Genomic DNA, 16,726 nt, shown 5'->3' with positions numbered 1-16,726 from the left:
CATGCGGCCGGGCTCGACGCTGACCCATCTCGACACCAGCGGCGCGGCCAACATGGTCGACGTCACCGACAAGCCCGCCACCGACCGGACCGCCCGGGCGGAAGGCCAGATCGTGATGAAGCCGGAGACCCTGGCCCTGATCCGCGAGGGCGACGCCAAGAAGGGCGACGTGATCGGCACGGCCCGGCTCGCCGGCATCATGGCGGCCAAGCGCACCCACGAGCTGATCCCGCTCTGTCACCCGCTGCTGCTGTCGAAGGTGCGGGTCGAGTGCGAGCCCGACGACGCGCTCCCGGGCCTGCGCATCGCCGCCGAGGTCCGGGTCCAGGGCCCGACCGGCGTCGAGATGGAGGCGCTGACCGCCGTTTCGGTGGCCTGCCTGACGGTCTACGACATGGTGAAGGCGGTCGATCGCGGCATGCGGATCGAGGGGATCCGGCTGACCGCCAAGGACGGGGGCCGCTCGGGCACCTACCGGGCCCCGGCGGAATGAGCGGCCTGATCCCGGTCGCCGAGGCGCTGGCGCGGGTGCTCGCGAGCGTCGCCGCGCCGGTCGAGCCGGAGACCGTCCCGCTGGCGCAGGCCTGCGGCCGGACGCTCGCCGCGGACGTCGTCGCCTCACGAACCCAGCCGCCGTTCCCGGCCTCCGCCATGGACGGCTACGCCGTGCGCGGCGCCGACGCCGGGGAGGTCGGGGCGATCCTGCGGCTGATCGGCGCCAGCGCGGCCGGTCACGGCTTCTCCGGCCGCATCGGCCCGGGCGAGGCGGTCCGGATCTTCACCGGGGCTCCGGTGCCGGAGGGCGCGGACGCGATCCTGATCCAGGAGAACGCCGCCGCCGAGGCGGGCGCGGTGCGCGTCCTGGAGCCCGTGGAGCCGGCGCGATTCATCCGCCGGGCCGGCCTCGACTTCACCGCCGGCGAGACCCTGCTCCCGGCCGGCATGAGCCTGGACGCGCGGCGGCTGGCGCTCGCCGCGGCGGCCGGCCATCCGCGCCTCACGGTCCGCCGCCGGCCGCGCGTCGCGATCCTCGCCACCGGTGACGAGCTGGTGGAGGCGGGCGCGGCGCCCGGCTGGGACCAGATCGTCGCCTCCAACAGCCTCGCGCTCGGTGCCCTCGCCGCGGAGGCGGGCGCCGACATCGTCGATCTCGGCATCGCGGGGGACGACCACGACGCCCTGGCGGACGCGTTCCGCCGCGCCCGCGCGGCGCGGGCCGACCTGCTGATCACCCTCGGCGGCGCCTCCGTCGGCGACCACGATCTGGTTCAGGCCGCGCTCGCCAAGGAGGGGTTGGAGCTCGGCTTCTGGCGGGTCGCCCTCCGGCCGGGCAAGCCGCTGATGCACGGCCGCCTCGGCGACATGCTGGTCATCGGGCTGCCGGGCAACCCGGTCTCGTCCATCGTGTGCGGGCTCCTGTTCGTGGTGCCCGCCATCCGCGCGCTCCAGGGTGATCCGCGGGCCGGTGCCGACCGGAGCGAGCCGGCGACGCTCGGCCGCGACATGCCGGAGAATGACGGCCGGGCCGACTACTTGCGGGCGAGCCTCGCCTTCGAGCCCGACCGTCTACCGGTCGCGACCGCCGAGCGGCGTCAGGACTCGTCGATGCTCGCCGTCCTCGGACGGTCCGAAGCCCTGCTGATCCGCGCCCCGCACGCGCCGGCCGCGCGCGCCGGCGATCCCTGCCGGATCATCCGCCTCGATCGGCGCCTGCTCTGATCGTCAGGGCGCGACGCGCCAGACCTTGAGGGGACCGGGCACGTCCAGCGGCACGAGGCGCGCGCTCCCGGCCGCGCCTGCGGCGAGCCGCGTGGCGAACGCCGTCTCCGCCTGAAGGTTCTCGGCCGGCCGGGCCGGGCAGGCGACGAGGTAGCGGACGTCGAACGCCGTCAGCACCCGGTCGAGGTCGGCCTCGGTGCCGCCCAGCCCCTCGATCGCCGCTTTGAGGCCGGGAATGGCCCGGTGATAGGGCGCGGCGACGATGCTGTGCGGGGTGCGGAGGAGGATCGACGGCCCCATGAAGATCGGGGCGAGCACGGTGCCTTCCGGCAGGTGCGCCAAGGGGCGGACCGCGGCATCGCCGAGGCAGGCAGTGGTCTCGGCCGCGTCGGGCGCGGTGCGCAGGCCGGGCGCGAGGGTCTCCGCCAGGAGCGCCGGGATCATCCAGAGGCTGCTGACCATCGCGGCGGCGAGGAGCGCGACGGGCCAGCGCCGCGCCCCGGCCGGCAGGGCTGCCCGTGCCAGCGCGCGGTCGAGGACCACGCCCGCCACCAGCGGCACGAAGCCGGAGACGATGTAGAGGCCTCGGAACTGCGCGACGCCGAGGATCAGCCCGGGCCACAGGAACAGCGCGACCACCGACCAGGCCCGGCGTTCGGGGCCGCGCCACGCCATCCCGGCGGCCGTGAGGCTCGCGAGGATCACGACCGGGTAGAAGACCAGCGCCTCCCACTGGCCGCGGGCCACGAACTTCGCGAGCGGCGCCATCTCGTTGACCGTGAGCAGCCAGTGGATCCGCACCAGCGGCGGCATGTCGGGGAACGGGCCGCCGAGGCAGGACGGGAAGGCGGCGGCGAACCCGACGAGCAGGACGCTTCCTAGGAAGCCTGCGAGGGCGAGGCGCGCCGGGACCGTCGCGAGGCGCTCGCCCGCGGCGGCGGCGATCGCGGCGAGGGCGAGGCCGCCCAGGGTGAGCCAGAGCCAGGGTGGCGAGAGCGCGTCGCAGTGGGAGACACCCCAGAGCGAGGGGGCTGTCTGGACGGCGAACAGCGCGGGGGCGGCGAGGCCGAGACCCAGGCCGAAGCCCGCGAGCGACGCCAGCGCGGGCCGTCCGCGCAGGCACCAGTCGCCCGTGAGGAAGAGGGCCGCCAGCGCGACGAAGGGCAGGCCCTCGAGCCCGATCGCCAGCGACACGGCCGCCAGGATCCCGCCGATCAGGCCGGGTCGCAGGCCGCCGCGGATCATGCAGAAGGCGAGACCGAGGATCGAGAGAATCTGCAGATTGTGGTGGTCCACCCGCCCCGCCTGGAACTGGATCGTCACACCGAAGGTCTGCGTGGCCGCGATCAGGGCCAGGAGCGCGGCACGGCTGCCGAAGCTGTGCCGGACCCCGCGATACAGGAGCCAGCCGTAAACCCCGAAGAGCAGCACGGGCCAGAGTGCCGCCGTCAGGCCCTCGGCGAGCGCGGGTCCCGTCAGGGGCGTGAGCGCCAGGATCAGGCCGGCGATGGGCGCGTCGACGAGGCGCGACCAGTGGCTCGGCACGCCGCCCGGGGGCAGGAATCGGTACTGGACGTTGTCGTACCAGCCCTGGCCGGCCAGCAGGTCGCGCACTTCCACGAGGCGCATCGCGTCGTCGGTATCCGGGACGCGCAGGTGCTGGACGGTTTCCCAAACCGCGTGGGGCGCGTTCATCGTCGCGATGCAGAGGGCGGCGAGGATCCACAGCAGCGTGCGGGCCTCGATCCGCCCGCGCGGTCGGGAGAGGGGTAGCGCCGGAGCCGGCATGGTTGGTGGATCACCCGGGCGGGCGGTCGATGCCCTCGCCGGCATGCTCGCGCGGTTCCGCTTAACGCGCGGTCAAAGGGCACCGGATGCGCGGCCCGGCCGTCGATCCGGCCCCGCGGCGCCAGCGATTCCTTAACCACGACCGGGCATCCTGGCGACCGGTCGGCGTCCTGCGCGTCGCGCGCCGCACCAATCGCCGGAGCATGGGATGAGCCACCACACCGAGACGCTGGTGATCGGCGCCGGGCCCGCGGGTCTGACTGCCGCCTACCTGCTGTCGAAGAAGGGCCGCTCCGTCACCGTCCTGGAGCGGGATCCGGCCCAGGTCGGCGGGATCTCGCGCACCGTCTCGCACAACGGCTACCTGTTCGACATCGGCGGCCACCGGTTCTTCTCGAAATCCCAGGCCGTGGTCGATCTCTGGGACGAGATCCTGCCCGACGACTTCATCGAGCGCCCGCGCCTGTCGCGGATCTACTATCGCGGGCGCTACTACGCCTACCCGCTGAAGGCCTTCGAGGCTCTGCGCAACCTCGGGATCCTCACCAGCGCGGCCTGCGTCGCCTCCTACCTCTACGCCCGCCTGCGGCCGGTGGCGGAGCCCAAGACCTTCCACGCCTGGGTCCGCAACCAGTTCGGCGAGCGCCTGTTCTCGATCTTCTTCAAGACCTACACCGAGAAAGTGTGGGGCATGTCGTGCGACGCGATCTCGGCCGACTGGGCGGCGCAGCGCATCAAGGGGCTCGACCTCGGCGCGGCGATCCGCGACGGCATCAAGCGGTCGCTGGGCCTGCGCAAGGCGCCGAAGGCCGGCGGTCCGGTCATCAAGACTCTGATCGAGTCGTTCCGCTATCCCCGCCGCGGCCCCGGCATGATGTGGGAGGCGGCAGCCGCCAAGATCCGCGCCCAGGGCGGGCAGCTGAAGCTCGACCGCGGCGTCGACTCCCTCAGCTACGATGCCGGCACCGGCATCTGGACGGTGGCGGCCCGCCGCTCGGACGGCAGCCGCGAGACCTTCACGGCCCGCAACGTCGTCTCGTCCGCGCCGGTCCGCGAGCTCGTCGACGCCATCCGCCCGCGGCCGCTCAGCACTTTCAACGCCCGGGCGCTGAAGTACCGCGACTTCCTGACGGTGGCGCTCATCGCCAAGTCGGACAAGAACTTCCCGGACAACTGGATCTACATCCACGACCCGTCGGTGAAGGTCGGCCGGGTGCAGAATTTCCGCTCCTGGTCGCCCGAGATGGTGCCGGACGCGGACCACACCTGCCTGGGCCTGGAGTATTTCTGCTTCGAGGGCGACGGCCTCTGGAACGCCGACGATTCGGAGCTGGTGGAGCTCGCCAAGCGCGAGATCGGTCAGATCGGCCTGATCGACCCGGCCGACGTCGTCGATGCCTGCGTGGTCCGCCAGCCGAAGGCCTACCCGGTCTATGACGAGGAGTATGCCGGCCACGTCGTCACCGTGCGGCGGGAGCTGGAGCGGGATTTCCCGAGCCTGCACCTCGTGGGCCGCAACGGCATGCACAAGTACAACAATCAGGACCACGCGATGATGACCGCGATGCTGACCGTGGAGAACATCCTCTGCGGCCGGCGCCGGCACGACGTCTGGCGGGTGAACGAGGACGCCGAGTACACCGAGTCCGGTGTGTCGGGGGCCGACGTCGCCCTGGGCAGCGAGCGCCTCGTGCCGCGCAAGGTCGCCTGAGGCCGGTTCCGGTCGGCCTGTCCGTCCTTCTGAGCGGCGCGGAGCGACCCATGGCGGCGCGGAGTGCCTCGAAGTCGCGCTGCCCTGGGTCGCTTCGCTTCGCTCGCGATGACGGAGTGTGCGACCCCCTGAGGTGACGGCCGGAAACCCCGCGGACAGCGACAGGGCTCCTGCCGCGTCACCGGCGCGGCTTGCCGGTCTCTGCGGCGCCCCTATCGTTCCTTCCCGGTAATGCCCTGGTCCAAGGGCCGCCGGGAGGATTCTATCGATGCGATCTCTGCTTCTCGCCGCGCTCTTCGCGGGCGTGGCCATGCCGGCGGCGGTGCTCCCCGCCCTGGCGCAGGGTGCGGCCCCTGCCGAGACCAAGGCCAAGACCGACGACCTCGAGAAGCTCGAGGGCTTCCACAGCACGGACACCCAGGCCGCCGCCGAGATCCCGCAGACCGGCCGCCGCGCCGACGCGATCCGCAAGAACCTGTCGAAGGTCAAGCTGCCGGACGGCTTCAAGATCGACCTGTACGCGGTGGTGCCGGATGCCCGCGCCATCGCGGTCGGTCCCAATGCCGGGGTGCTGTTCGTCGGCACGCGCAAGAGCAAGATCTACACGGTCACCGACCGCGACAAGGACCGGGTCGCCGACGAGGTCCGCCCCTTCGCGCCGGGCATCACGTTCAAGATCCCGAACGGCGTCTGCTTCTCGAAGGACGGCGTGCTCACCGTGGTCGAGCAGAACCGCGTCCTGGCCTTCCCGGCCGCCGAGTTCTTCTACGAGAACCCGGACGTCGCCGCCGGCGTGCTGGTCAAGCAGGGACAGCTGATCCCGGCCTCCGAGGAGAGCTTCAACCACACGGCCCGCGTCTGCCGGGTCGGGCCGGACGGCAAGACCTACATCGCGCTCGGCCAGCCCTACAACGTGCCGCCCGCCGAGAAGGCGGACCTCTACAAGAAGACCGGCATCGGCGGCATCATCCGCATCGACGCCGACGGCAAGAACCGCGAGGTCTACGCGACCGGCATCCGCAACTCGGTCGGGATGGATTTCAATACCGACAAGTCGCTGTGGTTCACCGACAACCAGGTCGACGGCATGGGCGACGACAAGCCGCCGGGCGAACTGAACCGCTCCACCAAGGCGGGCGAGAATTTCGGCTTCCCGTGGTTCGGTGGCGGCTCGGTCCGCACGGTCGAGTACAAGGACCAGGCCCCGCCGGCCGACGCCGTCGCCCCGCAGGCCGAGCTGCCGCCGCACGCGGCCGATCTCGGCATGACCTTCTACAACGGCAAGCAGTTCCCGGCCGCCTACAAGGGCGGGATCTTCATCGCCGAGCACGGCTCGTGGAACCGCACTGAGCCGGTGGGCGCCCGGGTGATGTTCGCCAAGCTCGGGGCCGACGGCAAGGTCGAGTCGGTCAAGCCGTTCGCGGAAGGGTGGCTCACCGGCGACGGCGAGTATCTCGGCCGCCCGGTGGACGTCGCGGTGATGCTCGACGGCTCGCTGCTGGTCTCGGACGATTCCGCCGGGGCGATCTACCGGATCTCCTACGAGAAGTAGTCTCTTGTCACCTGGCGCCTCTCCGCTCGTGAGGCGCCAGGTCGCGGAAAGCCGCAACGCGCCCTCTCTGACGTGCAGGAGAGGGCGCGCGCCTCCCGTTCCGACGCGAGCGGGCAAGTCTTCACTGATCTCAGAGTTCGAGCCCGCCCGATGATCCGCCCGCTTCTCGTCCTCGCCGCCACCCTCGTCCCGCTCTCGGCGCAGGCCGGCGACGCGGCCGCAGGCAAGAAGCGCGCGACCGCCTGCCAGACCTGCCACGGCATGGACGGGCTCTCGAAGCTGCCGGAGGCGCCGAACCTCGCCGGGCAGGTCGAGCCCTACCTCGTGAAGGCGCTCACCGAGTACCGCGACGGCAAGCGGCAGAACGAGATCATGAACGTCGTGGCGAAGGAACTGTCGGACGCCGACATCGCCAATCTGGCGGCGTACTACGCGGGCATCCAGATCGACGTGCTGCCGCCGGGGTAAGCGGCACCGCCGTCATTGCGAGCGGAGCGAAGCAACCCAGTTGCGCAACGCTCACCGATGTCGCGCGACCCTGGTTTGCTTCGCTCCGCTCGCAATGACGCGGTGGATCAATCGTCCATCTTCAGGGCGGCGATGAACGCCTCCTGGGGGATCTCGACGCGCCCGAACTGGCGCATCTTCTTCTTGCCTTCCTTCTGCTTGTCGAGAAGCTTGCGCTTGCGCGAGATGTCGCCGCCGTAGCACTTGGCGGTGACGTCCTTCGACAGCGCCCGGATGGTCTCGCGGGCGATGATCTTGCCGCCGATCGCCGCCTGGACGGGGATCTGGAACAGGTGGCGGGGGATCAGGTCCTTCAGCTTCTCGCACATGGCCCGGCCGCGCGACTCGGCGCGGGTGCGGTGGACCAGCATCGAGAGGGCGTCCACCGGCTCGGCATTCACCAGGATCGACATCTTCACGAGGTCGCCCTCGCGGTAATCCGACACGTGGTAGTCGAACGAGGCGTAGCCCTTCGAGATCGACTTCAGCCGGTCGTAGAAGTCGAACACGACCTCGTTCAGCGGCAGGTCGTAGACCACCATGGCGCGCTTGCCGACGTAGTTGAGGTCGATCTGCACGCCGCGGCGGTCCTGGCAGAGCTTCAGCACGCCACCGAGATACTCGTCGGGCGTCAGGATCGTGGCGCGGATCCACGGCTCCTCGATCGTCTCGATCTTCATGATGTCCGGCATGTCGGCCGGGTTGTGGAGCTCCTTGGTCTCGCCGTCGCGCATCTTCAGGTGGTAGACCACCGAGGGCGCCGTGGAGATCAGGTCGAGGTTGAACTCGCGCTCCAGCCGCTCCTGGATGATCTCCAGGTGCAGGAGCCCGAGGAAGCCGCAGCGGAACCCGAAGCCCAGCGCCGCCGACGTCTCCATCTCGTAGGAGAACGAGGCGTCGTTGAGCCGGAGCTTGCCCATGGCGGAGCGCAGGTTCTCGAACTCGGCCGCGTCCACCGGGAACAGGCCGCAGAACACCACCGCCTGGACCTCCTTGAAGCCCGGCAGCATCTCGGTGGTCTGGCGCTTGTCCTCGGTGATCGTGTCGCCGACGCGGGTGTCAGCCACCTCCTTGATCGAGCCGGTGAAGAAGCCGACCTCGCCCGGGCCCAGCGCGTCGATGTCGGCCATCTTCGGCCGGAACACGCCGATCCGGTCGACGCCGTAGACGGCGTCGGCGCCCATCATGCGGATGGTCATGCCCTTCTTGAGGGTGCCGTCGATGATCCGCACCAGCACGACGACGCCGAGATAGGCGTCGTACCAGCTGTCCACGAGCAGCGCCTTCAGGGGCGCGTCGCTCCTGCCCTTCGGCGGCGGCAGGCGGGTGACGATCGCCTCCAGCACCGCCTCGATGTTGAGGCCGGTCTTGGCCGAGATCGGCACGGCGTCGGAGGCGTCGAGGCCGATCACCTCCTCGATCTGCTCCTTGACCCGGTCCGGCTCGGCGGCGGGCAGGTCGACCTTGTTGAGGACCGGGACGATCTCGTGGTTGGCGTCGAGCGCTTGGTAGACGTTGGCGAGCGTCTGCGCCTCGACGCCCTGCGAGGCGTCGACCACCAGGAGCGAGCCCTCGCAGGCGGCGAGCGAGCGCGAGACCTCGTAGGCGAAGTCCACGTGGCCGGGCGTGTCCATCAGGTTCAGGACGTAGTCCTTGCCGTCCTGGGCCTTGTACTCCAGGCGCACGGTCTGCGCCTTGATGGTGATGCCGCGCTCCTTCTCGATGTCCATCGAGTCGAGCATCTGCTCGCTCATGTCGCGGAGCGCGACCGTGCCGGTGGCCTGGATCAGCCGGTCGGCCAAGGTCGATTTGCCGTGGTCGATATGCGCGACGATCGAGAAGTTGCGGATGGTGTCGATCGGGGCTGTCATCGGCATTCCGTTCGGGCGCGCGCCGGCGCGCACCGTCTGACGTCGGGACGTGTTCGGATGGAGCGGCTCCCGCGCGAGATAGCAGCGCGGCGGGAAGGCGCCAAGCGCGGCCTGAGCGCCGGGAAGGCAGAGCGGGCCCGGTCGGTGATCGCACGCAAGCGAACGGGGGCCGGAACGAGCCGGCCCCCGGGTCACGATCGTGTCTGGCGCCGAGGAGCGATCCGGCTCAGCGACCGCGGTCGCGGATCAGTCGCTCGATCTCGGCCTCGCCGTGGGAGCGCGCCTTGGCCTCGGTCGGATGCTTCCGGTCCGAGCGCTGGTGCAGCTTGCCGTGCTTGCGGATGCTCCACTGGAACAGGGAGCCGCTCTCGCCGACCGGCTCCACGTCGAGGCTGAAGGGGTAGGTATCTGTCTGGGTATCGCTCATGGGGCCGATATGGGGCGGTCAGCGACCTTTCGCCATGCCTGATCGCCAAGTCCTTGCGCGTTTACGCGTCCGCACCGGTCGCGCGCGCCCGCGCGGCCATGGCAACGAGGCTTTTGCGCAGCGCACCCATGTCGGTGACGCGCTCCGGATAGGGGACGCGCACCGTGCGGTCGGCCGCCATCAGGTCCATGCCCTCGGGGTCGAGGCCGGTGAGTCGCCAGGGCAGGTCGGCCGCGCCGCCGGCGCCGGCGGCGTAGAGCGCCAGGGCGTCGGCGTGGTCGGCGTTCATGTGCTCGACGGCGCCGCGCTCGCCCGCCACGATCGCCTGCGCGTCCGAGAGGTCGAGGAGGAGCTGGTCGCGGGTCAGGGTCGCGGCCTTGGCGAAGCCGCCATTGAGGTGGCCGGCCTCCGGCGCCAGGGCGAAGAAGCCGAAATCCGGGAAATCGGCGTAGAGCTTGGCCTTCGGGTGCCGGGCCAGGAACCGCTCCCGGGCCCGCGCCTCGGCGGTCTGCAGAGCGCGTCCGACCACCGTCAGGCGGGGATGGGCGAGGGGATCGCCCTTGCCGCCCTGCGAGAACAGCAGCGAGCAGCGCGGGTCGGCCAGCAGGTTGCGGGTGTGGGCCGACAGCCGCGACAACAGCATCAGCGGCGTGCCGTCCGCGTCGGTGGCGATGGTGACGAGGGAGGCGAAGGGCGTGCCGTCCGGCTCCAGGGTCGCGAGCGCCCCGGACCGGACGCTGCGCAGGAGCGTGCGCGCCAGGCCGATCGCGTCGAACGGCGCCGCCTCGGCCGGCAGCGGACGGGCCGGTCCGCCCGCGCCGGGACCCGTGTCGATCGTCTCGCCCATGCGCGATTCCTCCCCTCCGGACAGCCGCCCGGTTTCGCCGCCACGTTAGCGGCGCAGCGTCGGCGGCGCGAGGCACCGCGACCGCGTCAGATGGGCCGCGGAAGGACCGGTGCGCTCCCGTGTTACGGCCAAGCTATGACCGCCGCTCGCTTTTTCCGATCGGCCGTACTAAAGCACCTGTCCCTTTGCGTGTGCCGGGCTGCGCCCAAACTGCCCGGTTCGCGTTTTTGTCTGCCCCTCGGGGCCGGGACGTGGCGCGGCCTGTGCGAAGAGCCGGGACCGCGCCTGAGCCCGTTCAGTCAGGGACCGCGCATGCCGACCATCGCCCTCGTCGACGACGACCGGAACATCCTCACCTCTGTGTCGATCGCGCTGGAGACCGAAGGCTACCGCATCCAGACCTACACGGACGGGGCCTCCGCGCTGGACGGTCTGCGCCACTCCCCGCCCGATCTCGCGATCTTCGACATCAAGATGCCGCGCATGGACGGGATGGAGCTTCTCCGACGCCTGCGGCAGAAATCTGACCTTCCCGTGATCTTTCTGACGTCGAAGGACGAGGAGATCGACGAGCTGTTCGGCCTCAAGATGGGCGCGGACGACTTCATCCATAAGCCGTTCTCGCAGCGCCTGCTGGTGGAGCGGGTGAAAGCGGTGCTCCGGCGCTTCGCCAAGGAAGCCCCCGGCAGCACGCCCCGCGGCGAGGCCGAGGTCGCGGCCCGGTCGCTCGAGCGCGGCGCGCTGATGATGGATCCCGAGCGGCACACCTGCACGTGGAAGGGCGAGCCGGTGACGCTGACGGTCACGGAGTTCCTGATCCTCCAGGCGCTCGCCCAGCGCCCCGGCGTCGTGAAGAGCCGCAACGCGCTCATGGACGCGGCCTACGACGACCAAGTCTACGTCGATGACCGGACCATCGACAGCCACATCAAGCGGTTGCGGAAGAAGTTCAAGGTCACCGACCAGAGCTTCGACATGATCGAGACGCTCTACGGCGTCGGCTACCGCTTCAAGGAGGCGTGATCTCCAGGATCAGCCCCGTGGCCGCACGTACCCAGACCCAGACCGAGGATGCCCCGCCCCGCGCCTCCCTGGCCCAGACCCTGTCCCGACCGCTCGGCTGGCCCCGCGCCGTGTGGGAGGCGGTCGGCCAGCGCGCCTCGTCGAGCCTGACGCGCCGCATCGTCGTCCTCAACCTCGTCGGGCTGATCGCGCTCCTCGTCGGGTTCCTCTACCTCAACCAGTTCCGCCAGGGCCTGATCCAGGCCCGGATCCAGAGCCTCGCCATCCAGGGCGAGATCATCGCGGGGGCGATCGCCGCCTCGGCCTCGGTGGACACCGACACGATCCGAATCGATCCCGACAAGCTGCTCCAGCAGCAGGCCGGCGAGGCGGCGGAGGAGGAATCGCAGCCGCTCGCCTTCTCGCTGAACCCCGAGAAGGTGGCGCCGCTGCTGTCGCGCCTCGTGACGCCGACGGGCAACCGCGCCCGGGTCTACGACCAGGAGGGCGGCCTCCTGTTCGACACCCGCACCCTGTTCAAGCGCGGCGATGCCAACCGGCCCGACCCGCTCGAGCCGAAGCCCCACAAGCCCGGCATCCTCGAATCCGCCTTCGAGGCGGTCCAGTCCAAGCTCGGCGGCCTGTTCCGCAGCCGGTCCGAGACCACCGAGGAGACGGGACCGGTGAACGGGCACTCGCTCCGGGAGGTCCAGGCGGCGCTCGGCGGCAACCGCGGCAGCCTCGTGCGCCGGAACAAGCTCGGTGAGACCACCGTCTCGGTGGCGGTGCCGATCCACCGGGCGGGCTCGGTCCGCGGCGCCCTCCTGATCTCGACTCAGGGCGACGCCATCGACCGGGTCATCGCTTCGGAGCGGTTCGGTCTGCTGCAGGTCTTCCTCGTCGCCTCGGCGGTGATGGTGGTGCTCTCGTTCCTGCTGGCGGGTGCGATCGCGGGACCGGTCCGCCGCCTCGCGGAGGCCGCCGAGAAGGTCCGCATGGGTATCAAGACCCGCGAGGAGATCCCGGACTTCACCGAACGCACGGACGAGATCGGCCACCTGTCGGGCGCCCTGCGCGACATGACTCAGGCCCTCTACCGGCGGATCGACGCGATCGAGAGTTTTGCGGCGGATGTCAGCCACGAGTTGAAGAACCCGCTGACCTCGCTCCGCAGCGCGGTCGAGACACTGCCGCTCGCCAAGACCGACGAGTCCCGTGGCCGGCTGATGGCGATCATCCAGCACGACGTGAAGCGCCTCGACCGTCTGATCAGCGACATCGCCGACGCCTCGCGCCTCGACGCGGAGCTCGCCCGCGCCGAGGCCCGGCGCGTCGATCTCCGGCGGCTGCTCACCACCGTCGTGTCGGTCGCCAACGAGCGCCGGCGCCCGAAGGATTGCCTGATCCAGCTCGACGTCGAGGCGACGGGCTCGGAGCAGGACGCGCCGTTCACGATCATCGGCCACGACAGCCGGCTCGGGCAGGTGGTCAACAACCTCCTCGACAACGCCCGCTCGTTCTCGCCGACCGACGCGAAGGTCCGGGTCGTGCTGCGCCGCGTGCGCGGCGAGGTCGAGATGATCTGCGAGGACGAGGGACCTGGCATCCCGGAGCACGCCCTGGAGCGGATCTTCGAGCGCTTCTACACCGACCGGCCGGAGCAGGGTTTCGGCCAGAACTCCGGCCTCGGCCTGTCGATCTCCCGCCAGATCGTCCAGGCCCATCGCGGCACGATCCGCGCCGAGAACCGGCCCGGCGCCCCCGACGAGGACGGCGAGCCGACGGTGCGCGGCGCCCGCTTCATCGTGCGCCTGCCGGCGGCGCCGCGGCAGCTCCACGCCTGATGGTCACCCTGCACGGCGCCTGCGTCGCGCTGTGCGGGGCCGGGATCCTGATTCGCGGTCTCTCGGGTGCGGGCAAGTCGAGCCTCGCGCTCCTGCTCGCAGCCGCGCCGGACGGGGCCTTCGTGGCGGACGACCGGGTCGTCTGCGCGATTCGCGACGGGCGAATCACGGCCGGTCCCCATCCCGCGCTCGCCGGACGTGTCGAGGTCCGCGGCCAGGGGATCCTGTCGGCGGCCGATCTCGGCCTGGCGGTGCGGCCGGACGCGGTGCTGCATCTCGCCGTCGACTTGGTGGAGACGGCACCGCGCCTGCCCGAGTCGCCGGAACCCGCCGACATCCTCGGCCTCGCCGTTCCGCGCCTCGTCCTCGATCGGGGTGCGCGGGCGGCCGGCCTCGCACCGCTCCTGGTTCGTGCGGCGCTGCGAAAGCCGCGGCCGTGACTTCGCAGCCGCACAGTCGCCTCGATTCGCCCAAGACTGGTATCCCCCATGGCGCACACGCGGCGGCCGTGGCATGATCGCACCAATGTCCGGGCAAAAAAGTCGCGATCGCCTTGTGGGGGGCTGTGCGATGCACAACATGGCGGCACACACAGGACGTTGGAACACGTGTCGATGATTGGCATGGTGCTCGTCACCCACGGACTCCTGGCGACCGAGTTCAAGGCCGCGCTGGAGCACGTGGTCGGTCCACAGGATCAGATCGAAACGATCACGATCGGGCCGGAGGACGATATGGAGCTGCGACGCCGGGACATCATGTCCGCGGTCTGTCGCGTGAATACCGGGGACGGTGTGGTGGTGCTGACCGACATGTTCGGGGGCACGCCGTCGAACCTCGCGCTGTCCTGCATGAACGGCGGATCGGTGGAGGTCGTGGCGGGGATCAACCTGCCGATGCTGATCAAGCTGGCCAGCGTCCGCGACGAGGAGAAGCTCGGCGACGCCGTGCTGCACGCGCAGGAAGCCGGCCGCAAATACATCAACGTCGCTTCGCGCGTCCTGGCGGGCAAGTAGTTCTCCGGGATCAGGCTTCCAGGACGGCCGCCGGCGGAGCCGCGCGCCGCGCGCTCACGGTGATTCCCACCGATGCCGCGATCACCAGCGCGATCGCCAGCCACTGGACGGCGCTGATTCGCTCTCCCAGCAGGACCAGACCCGCGCAGGCCGCCACGGCGGGCTCCAGGCTCATCAGCACGCCGAAGCTCTTCCGGTCCAGGCGGCGCAGGGCGACCATCTCCAGCGAGTAGGGCAGGGCGCTCGACAGCAGCGCCACCGCGAAGCCGGCTATGAGGAGTCCGGGCGCGAGCAGGGCCGGTCCGGCCTCCGCCACGCCGAACGGCGCCACGACGAGGGCCGCCGTCAGCATGCCCAGGGACACGGCCTGGCCGCCGTCGATCCGCCCCGCGCGCTGCCCGAACAGGATGTAGAGCGCCCAGCACAGGGCCGCGCCGAGATCGAGGACGACGCCGACCGGGTCGAGGCCGTCCGCGCTGGCGATCGGCAGCAGCAGCGCGAGCCCCGCCACCGCCACGCCGATCCACAGGAAATCCGAGCGGCGGCGCGATGCGATCAGCGCGACCGCCAGCGGCCCGACGAACTCGATGGCCACGGCCGGTCCGAGCGGCAGCCGTGCCAGCGCGAGGTAGAACAGGAGGTTCATCAGCCCGAGGGCCGTCCCGTAGAGGGCGATCCAGCCGGCCTCGCGTGCCGGGAGGCTGCGCCGCCAGGGCCGCCAGACGGCAATCAGGATCAGCGCCGAGAAGCCGACCCGGAGGGCCGAGGTCCCCGCCGCGCCCAGCGCCGGGAACAGGCTCTTGGCGAAGGTCGCGCCGCACTGGAGCGACACCATGCCGGTGACCAGCGCCGCCACGGACAGCACCGTATCGCCGAGGCCGAACCTGTTGCGTGACACGGGGGCGACATTCCTGAGGACCGGGATCCGGCGCGGGCATAGCAGATGCCGGGGCCGCCGCGGCCCACGCTCGGCCTCATGGCACACGCCATCCTCGCGCACGGCTCGCCGTCCGGGGCCAGCGGAGCGTCCGCCGGCCCGGCGTCGTCCGTGACCGGCCCTTACAGGATGAAGCGGCTCAGATCCGCGTTCGAGGCCAGATCCTGCACCCGGTCGCGCACGTAGGCCGCGTCGATCGGCACCGTCTCGCCGGACCGATCGGTGGCGGTGAAGGAGACCTCGTCGATCACCCGCTCCAGCACCGTCTGGAGCCGGCGCGCGCCGATATTCTCCACCGAGGAGTTCACCTCCACGGCGACCCGCGCGAGCGCGTCCACGGCGTCGTCGGAGAAGGTGAGGGTGACGCCCTCGGTCTCCATCAGCGCGACCGTCTGCTTGAGAAGGCTCGCCTCGGTGGCGGTCAGGATCTGCTTGAAATCGTCCACCGTCAGCGGCTGCAATTCCACCCGGATCGGCAGGCGGCCCTGCAACTCGGGGAGGAGGTCCGCCGGCTTCGAGACGTGGAAGGCGCCCGAGGCGATGAACAGCACGTGGTCGGTCTTCACCGGCCCGTGCTTGGTGGCGACGGTCGTGCCCTCGATCAGCGGCAGCAGGTCGCGCTGCACGCCCTCGCGCGAGACGTCGCCGGACGAGCGGCCCTCGCGGGCGCAGATCTTGTCGATCTCGTCGAGGAAGACGATGCCGTTGTTCTCGACCTCGCGGATCGCCTCGCGGACGAGCGCCTCGTCGTCGACGAGCTTGTCGGATTCCTCGGCCATCAGCGGCGCGTAGGCGTCCCGCACCAGCACACGGCGCGGCTTGCCGCGCTGGCCGCCGAGCGCCTTGCCGAGCATGTCGCCGATGTTGATCGCGCCCATCGAGGCGCCCGGAACGCCGGGTATCTCGAACATCGGCATGCCCGCGGGGGCGCCGGAGGTCAGTTCCAGCTCCACTTCCTTGTCGTCGAGCTCGCTGTTGCGGAGCTTGCGCCGGAAGCTGTCGCGGGTGGCCTGGCTCGCCGTCGGGCCGACCAGCGCGTCGAGGATCCGGTTCTCGGCTGCCGCCTCGGCCTTGGCCTTGACGCCCTCGCGCTTGACCTGCCGCGTCAGGCCGATCGCCACCTCGACGAGGTCGCGGACGATCTGCTCGACGTCGCGGCCGACGTAGCCGACCTCGGTGAACTTGGTGGCCTCGACCTTCAGGAACGGCGCGTTGGCGAGCCGGGCGAGGCGGCGGGCGATCTCGGTCTTGCCGCAGCCGGTCGGCCCGATCATCAGGATGTTCTTGGGCGCGACCTCCTCGCGGAGCGGACCGGTCAGCTGCTGGCGCCGCCAGCGATTGCGCAGCGCGATCGCCACGGCTCGCTTGGCGTCGTGTTGCCCGACGATGAACCGATCGAGCTCGGACACGATCTCGCGGGGAGAGAACGTCGTCACCGCTTTGCCATCCCTGTTCCCGGCCCGAAAACGGCCCCGCGCCGGGAATGGGGTCGCGCGCGGCCCCGC

The 16,726-nt window shown here is 70.8% G+C and carries 15 protein-coding genes; 9 read left to right on the top strand and 6 right to left on the bottom strand.

Annotated features, from left to right (window positions below; genetic code table 11):
- The first annotated feature begins 1 nt into the window (after nt 1).
- Together moaC and glp are read left to right on the top strand one after the other, a co-directional pair.
- Nucleotides 2-493, top strand: a complete 492-nt coding sequence (moaC, locus tag BLW78_RS16010; protein WP_020094615.1) for a cyclic pyranopterin monophosphate synthase MoaC — start codon at nt 2-4, stop codon at nt 491-493.
- Entirely contained in the window at nt 490-1,719 is a 1,230-nt protein-coding gene (glp, locus tag BLW78_RS16005; RefSeq protein WP_091680765.1) for a molybdopterin molybdotransferase MoeA, read from the top strand. The genes moaC and glp overlap by 4 nt, the downstream gene beginning before the upstream one ends.
- A 3-nt stretch (nt 1,720-1,722) precedes the next feature.
- Here glp and BLW78_RS16000 read toward each other — a convergent pair whose 3' ends face one another.
- Entirely contained in the window at nt 1,723-3,507 is a 1,785-nt protein-coding gene (locus BLW78_RS16000) for a hypothetical protein (RefSeq protein ID WP_091680763.1), read from the bottom strand.
- A gap of 208 nt (nt 3,508-3,715) precedes the next feature.
- Between BLW78_RS16000 and BLW78_RS15995 the strand changes: the two genes are divergently transcribed.
- From BLW78_RS15995 to BLW78_RS15985, 3 genes are all read left to right on the top strand, one after another.
- Nucleotides 3,716-5,218: an NAD(P)/FAD-dependent oxidoreductase gene (locus BLW78_RS15995; RefSeq protein WP_020094612.1), complete on the top strand. Its 1,503-nt coding sequence runs from the start codon at nt 3,716-3,718 to the stop codon at nt 5,216-5,218.
- A 268-nt stretch (nt 5,219-5,486) separates the two neighbouring features.
- Nucleotides 5,487-6,770, top strand: a complete 1,284-nt coding sequence (locus tag BLW78_RS15990; protein WP_091680761.1) for a PQQ-dependent sugar dehydrogenase — start codon at nt 5,487-5,489, stop codon at nt 6,768-6,770.
- 150 nt (nt 6,771-6,920) lie between these two features.
- Complete coding sequence (locus tag BLW78_RS15985; RefSeq protein ID WP_091680759.1) at nt 6,921-7,238, top strand: c-type cytochrome; 318 nt, start codon at nt 6,921-6,923, stop codon at nt 7,236-7,238.
- Between the two features lie 107 nt (nt 7,239-7,345).
- On the opposite strand, the gene lepA is transcribed toward BLW78_RS15985, so the two are convergent.
- The 3 genes from lepA to BLW78_RS15970 all read right to left on the bottom strand — a co-directional run bounded on the left by lepA (nt 7,346) and on the right by BLW78_RS15970 (nt 10,422).
- A complete protein-coding gene (gene lepA / locus BLW78_RS15980; protein ID WP_042669970.1) occupies nt 7,346-9,148 on the bottom strand; it encodes a translation elongation factor 4 in 1,803 nt (600 codons plus the stop codon).
- 226 nt (nt 9,149-9,374) lie between these two features.
- The gene (locus BLW78_RS15975) at nt 9,375-9,575 is read right to left on the bottom strand and encodes a hypothetical protein (RefSeq protein WP_010682254.1); all 201 of its coding nucleotides are present in this window, start codon (nt 9,573-9,575) and stop codon (nt 9,375-9,377) included.
- A 61-nt stretch (nt 9,576-9,636) separates the two neighbouring features.
- Complete coding sequence (locus tag BLW78_RS15970; protein WP_091680758.1) at nt 9,637-10,422, bottom strand: HugZ family pyridoxamine 5'-phosphate oxidase; 786 nt, start codon at nt 10,420-10,422, stop codon at nt 9,637-9,639.
- 312 nt (nt 10,423-10,734) lie between these two features.
- On the opposite strand from BLW78_RS15970, the gene BLW78_RS15965 reads away from it, so the two are divergent.
- From BLW78_RS15965 to BLW78_RS15950, 4 genes are all read left to right on the top strand, one after another.
- The gene (locus BLW78_RS15965; RefSeq protein ID WP_020094607.1) at nt 10,735-11,445 is read left to right on the top strand and encodes a response regulator transcription factor; all 711 of its coding nucleotides are present in this window, start codon (nt 10,735-10,737) and stop codon (nt 11,443-11,445) included.
- Nucleotides 11,446-11,462: 17 nt separating this feature from the next.
- Nucleotides 11,463-13,268 carry a sensor histidine kinase gene (locus BLW78_RS15960; protein WP_091680756.1) on the top strand — a complete coding sequence of 602 codons (1,806 nt, stop codon included), beginning with the start codon at nt 11,463-11,465 and terminating at the stop codon, nt 13,266-13,268.
- Nucleotides 13,268-13,708 (top strand): HPr kinase/phosphorylase, encoded by a 441-nt coding sequence (locus tag BLW78_RS15955; RefSeq protein ID WP_091680754.1) that lies wholly within the window; start codon nt 13,268-13,270, stop codon nt 13,706-13,708. The genes BLW78_RS15960 and BLW78_RS15955 overlap by 1 nt, the downstream gene beginning before the upstream one ends.
- 174 nt (nt 13,709-13,882) lie before the next feature.
- Complete coding sequence (locus BLW78_RS15950) at nt 13,883-14,284, top strand: PTS sugar transporter subunit IIA (protein WP_010682249.1); 402 nt, start codon at nt 13,883-13,885, stop codon at nt 14,282-14,284.
- Between the two features lie 10 nt (nt 14,285-14,294).
- On the opposite strand, the gene BLW78_RS15945 is transcribed toward BLW78_RS15950, so the two are convergent.
- Nucleotides 14,295-15,182, bottom strand: a complete 888-nt coding sequence (locus BLW78_RS15945) for an EamA family transporter (protein ID WP_091680753.1) — start codon at nt 15,180-15,182, stop codon at nt 14,295-14,297.
- 161 nt (nt 15,183-15,343) lie between these two features.
- Nucleotides 15,344-16,657, bottom strand: coding sequence for an ATP-dependent protease ATPase subunit HslU (hslU, locus tag BLW78_RS15940; protein ID WP_091680751.1), 1,314 nt, complete (start codon nt 16,655-16,657; stop codon nt 15,344-15,346).
- Between the last annotated feature and the right edge of the window lie 69 nt (nt 16,658-16,726).

It is taken from the genome of Methylobacterium sp. 275MFSha3.1 (assembly GCF_900108435.1).
Taxonomy (GTDB): domain Bacteria; phylum Pseudomonadota; class Alphaproteobacteria; order Rhizobiales; family Beijerinckiaceae; genus Methylobacterium.
The sequence above is the reverse complement of the archived record's forward strand: the minus strand, read 5'-3'. Positions and strand labels throughout refer to the sequence as shown.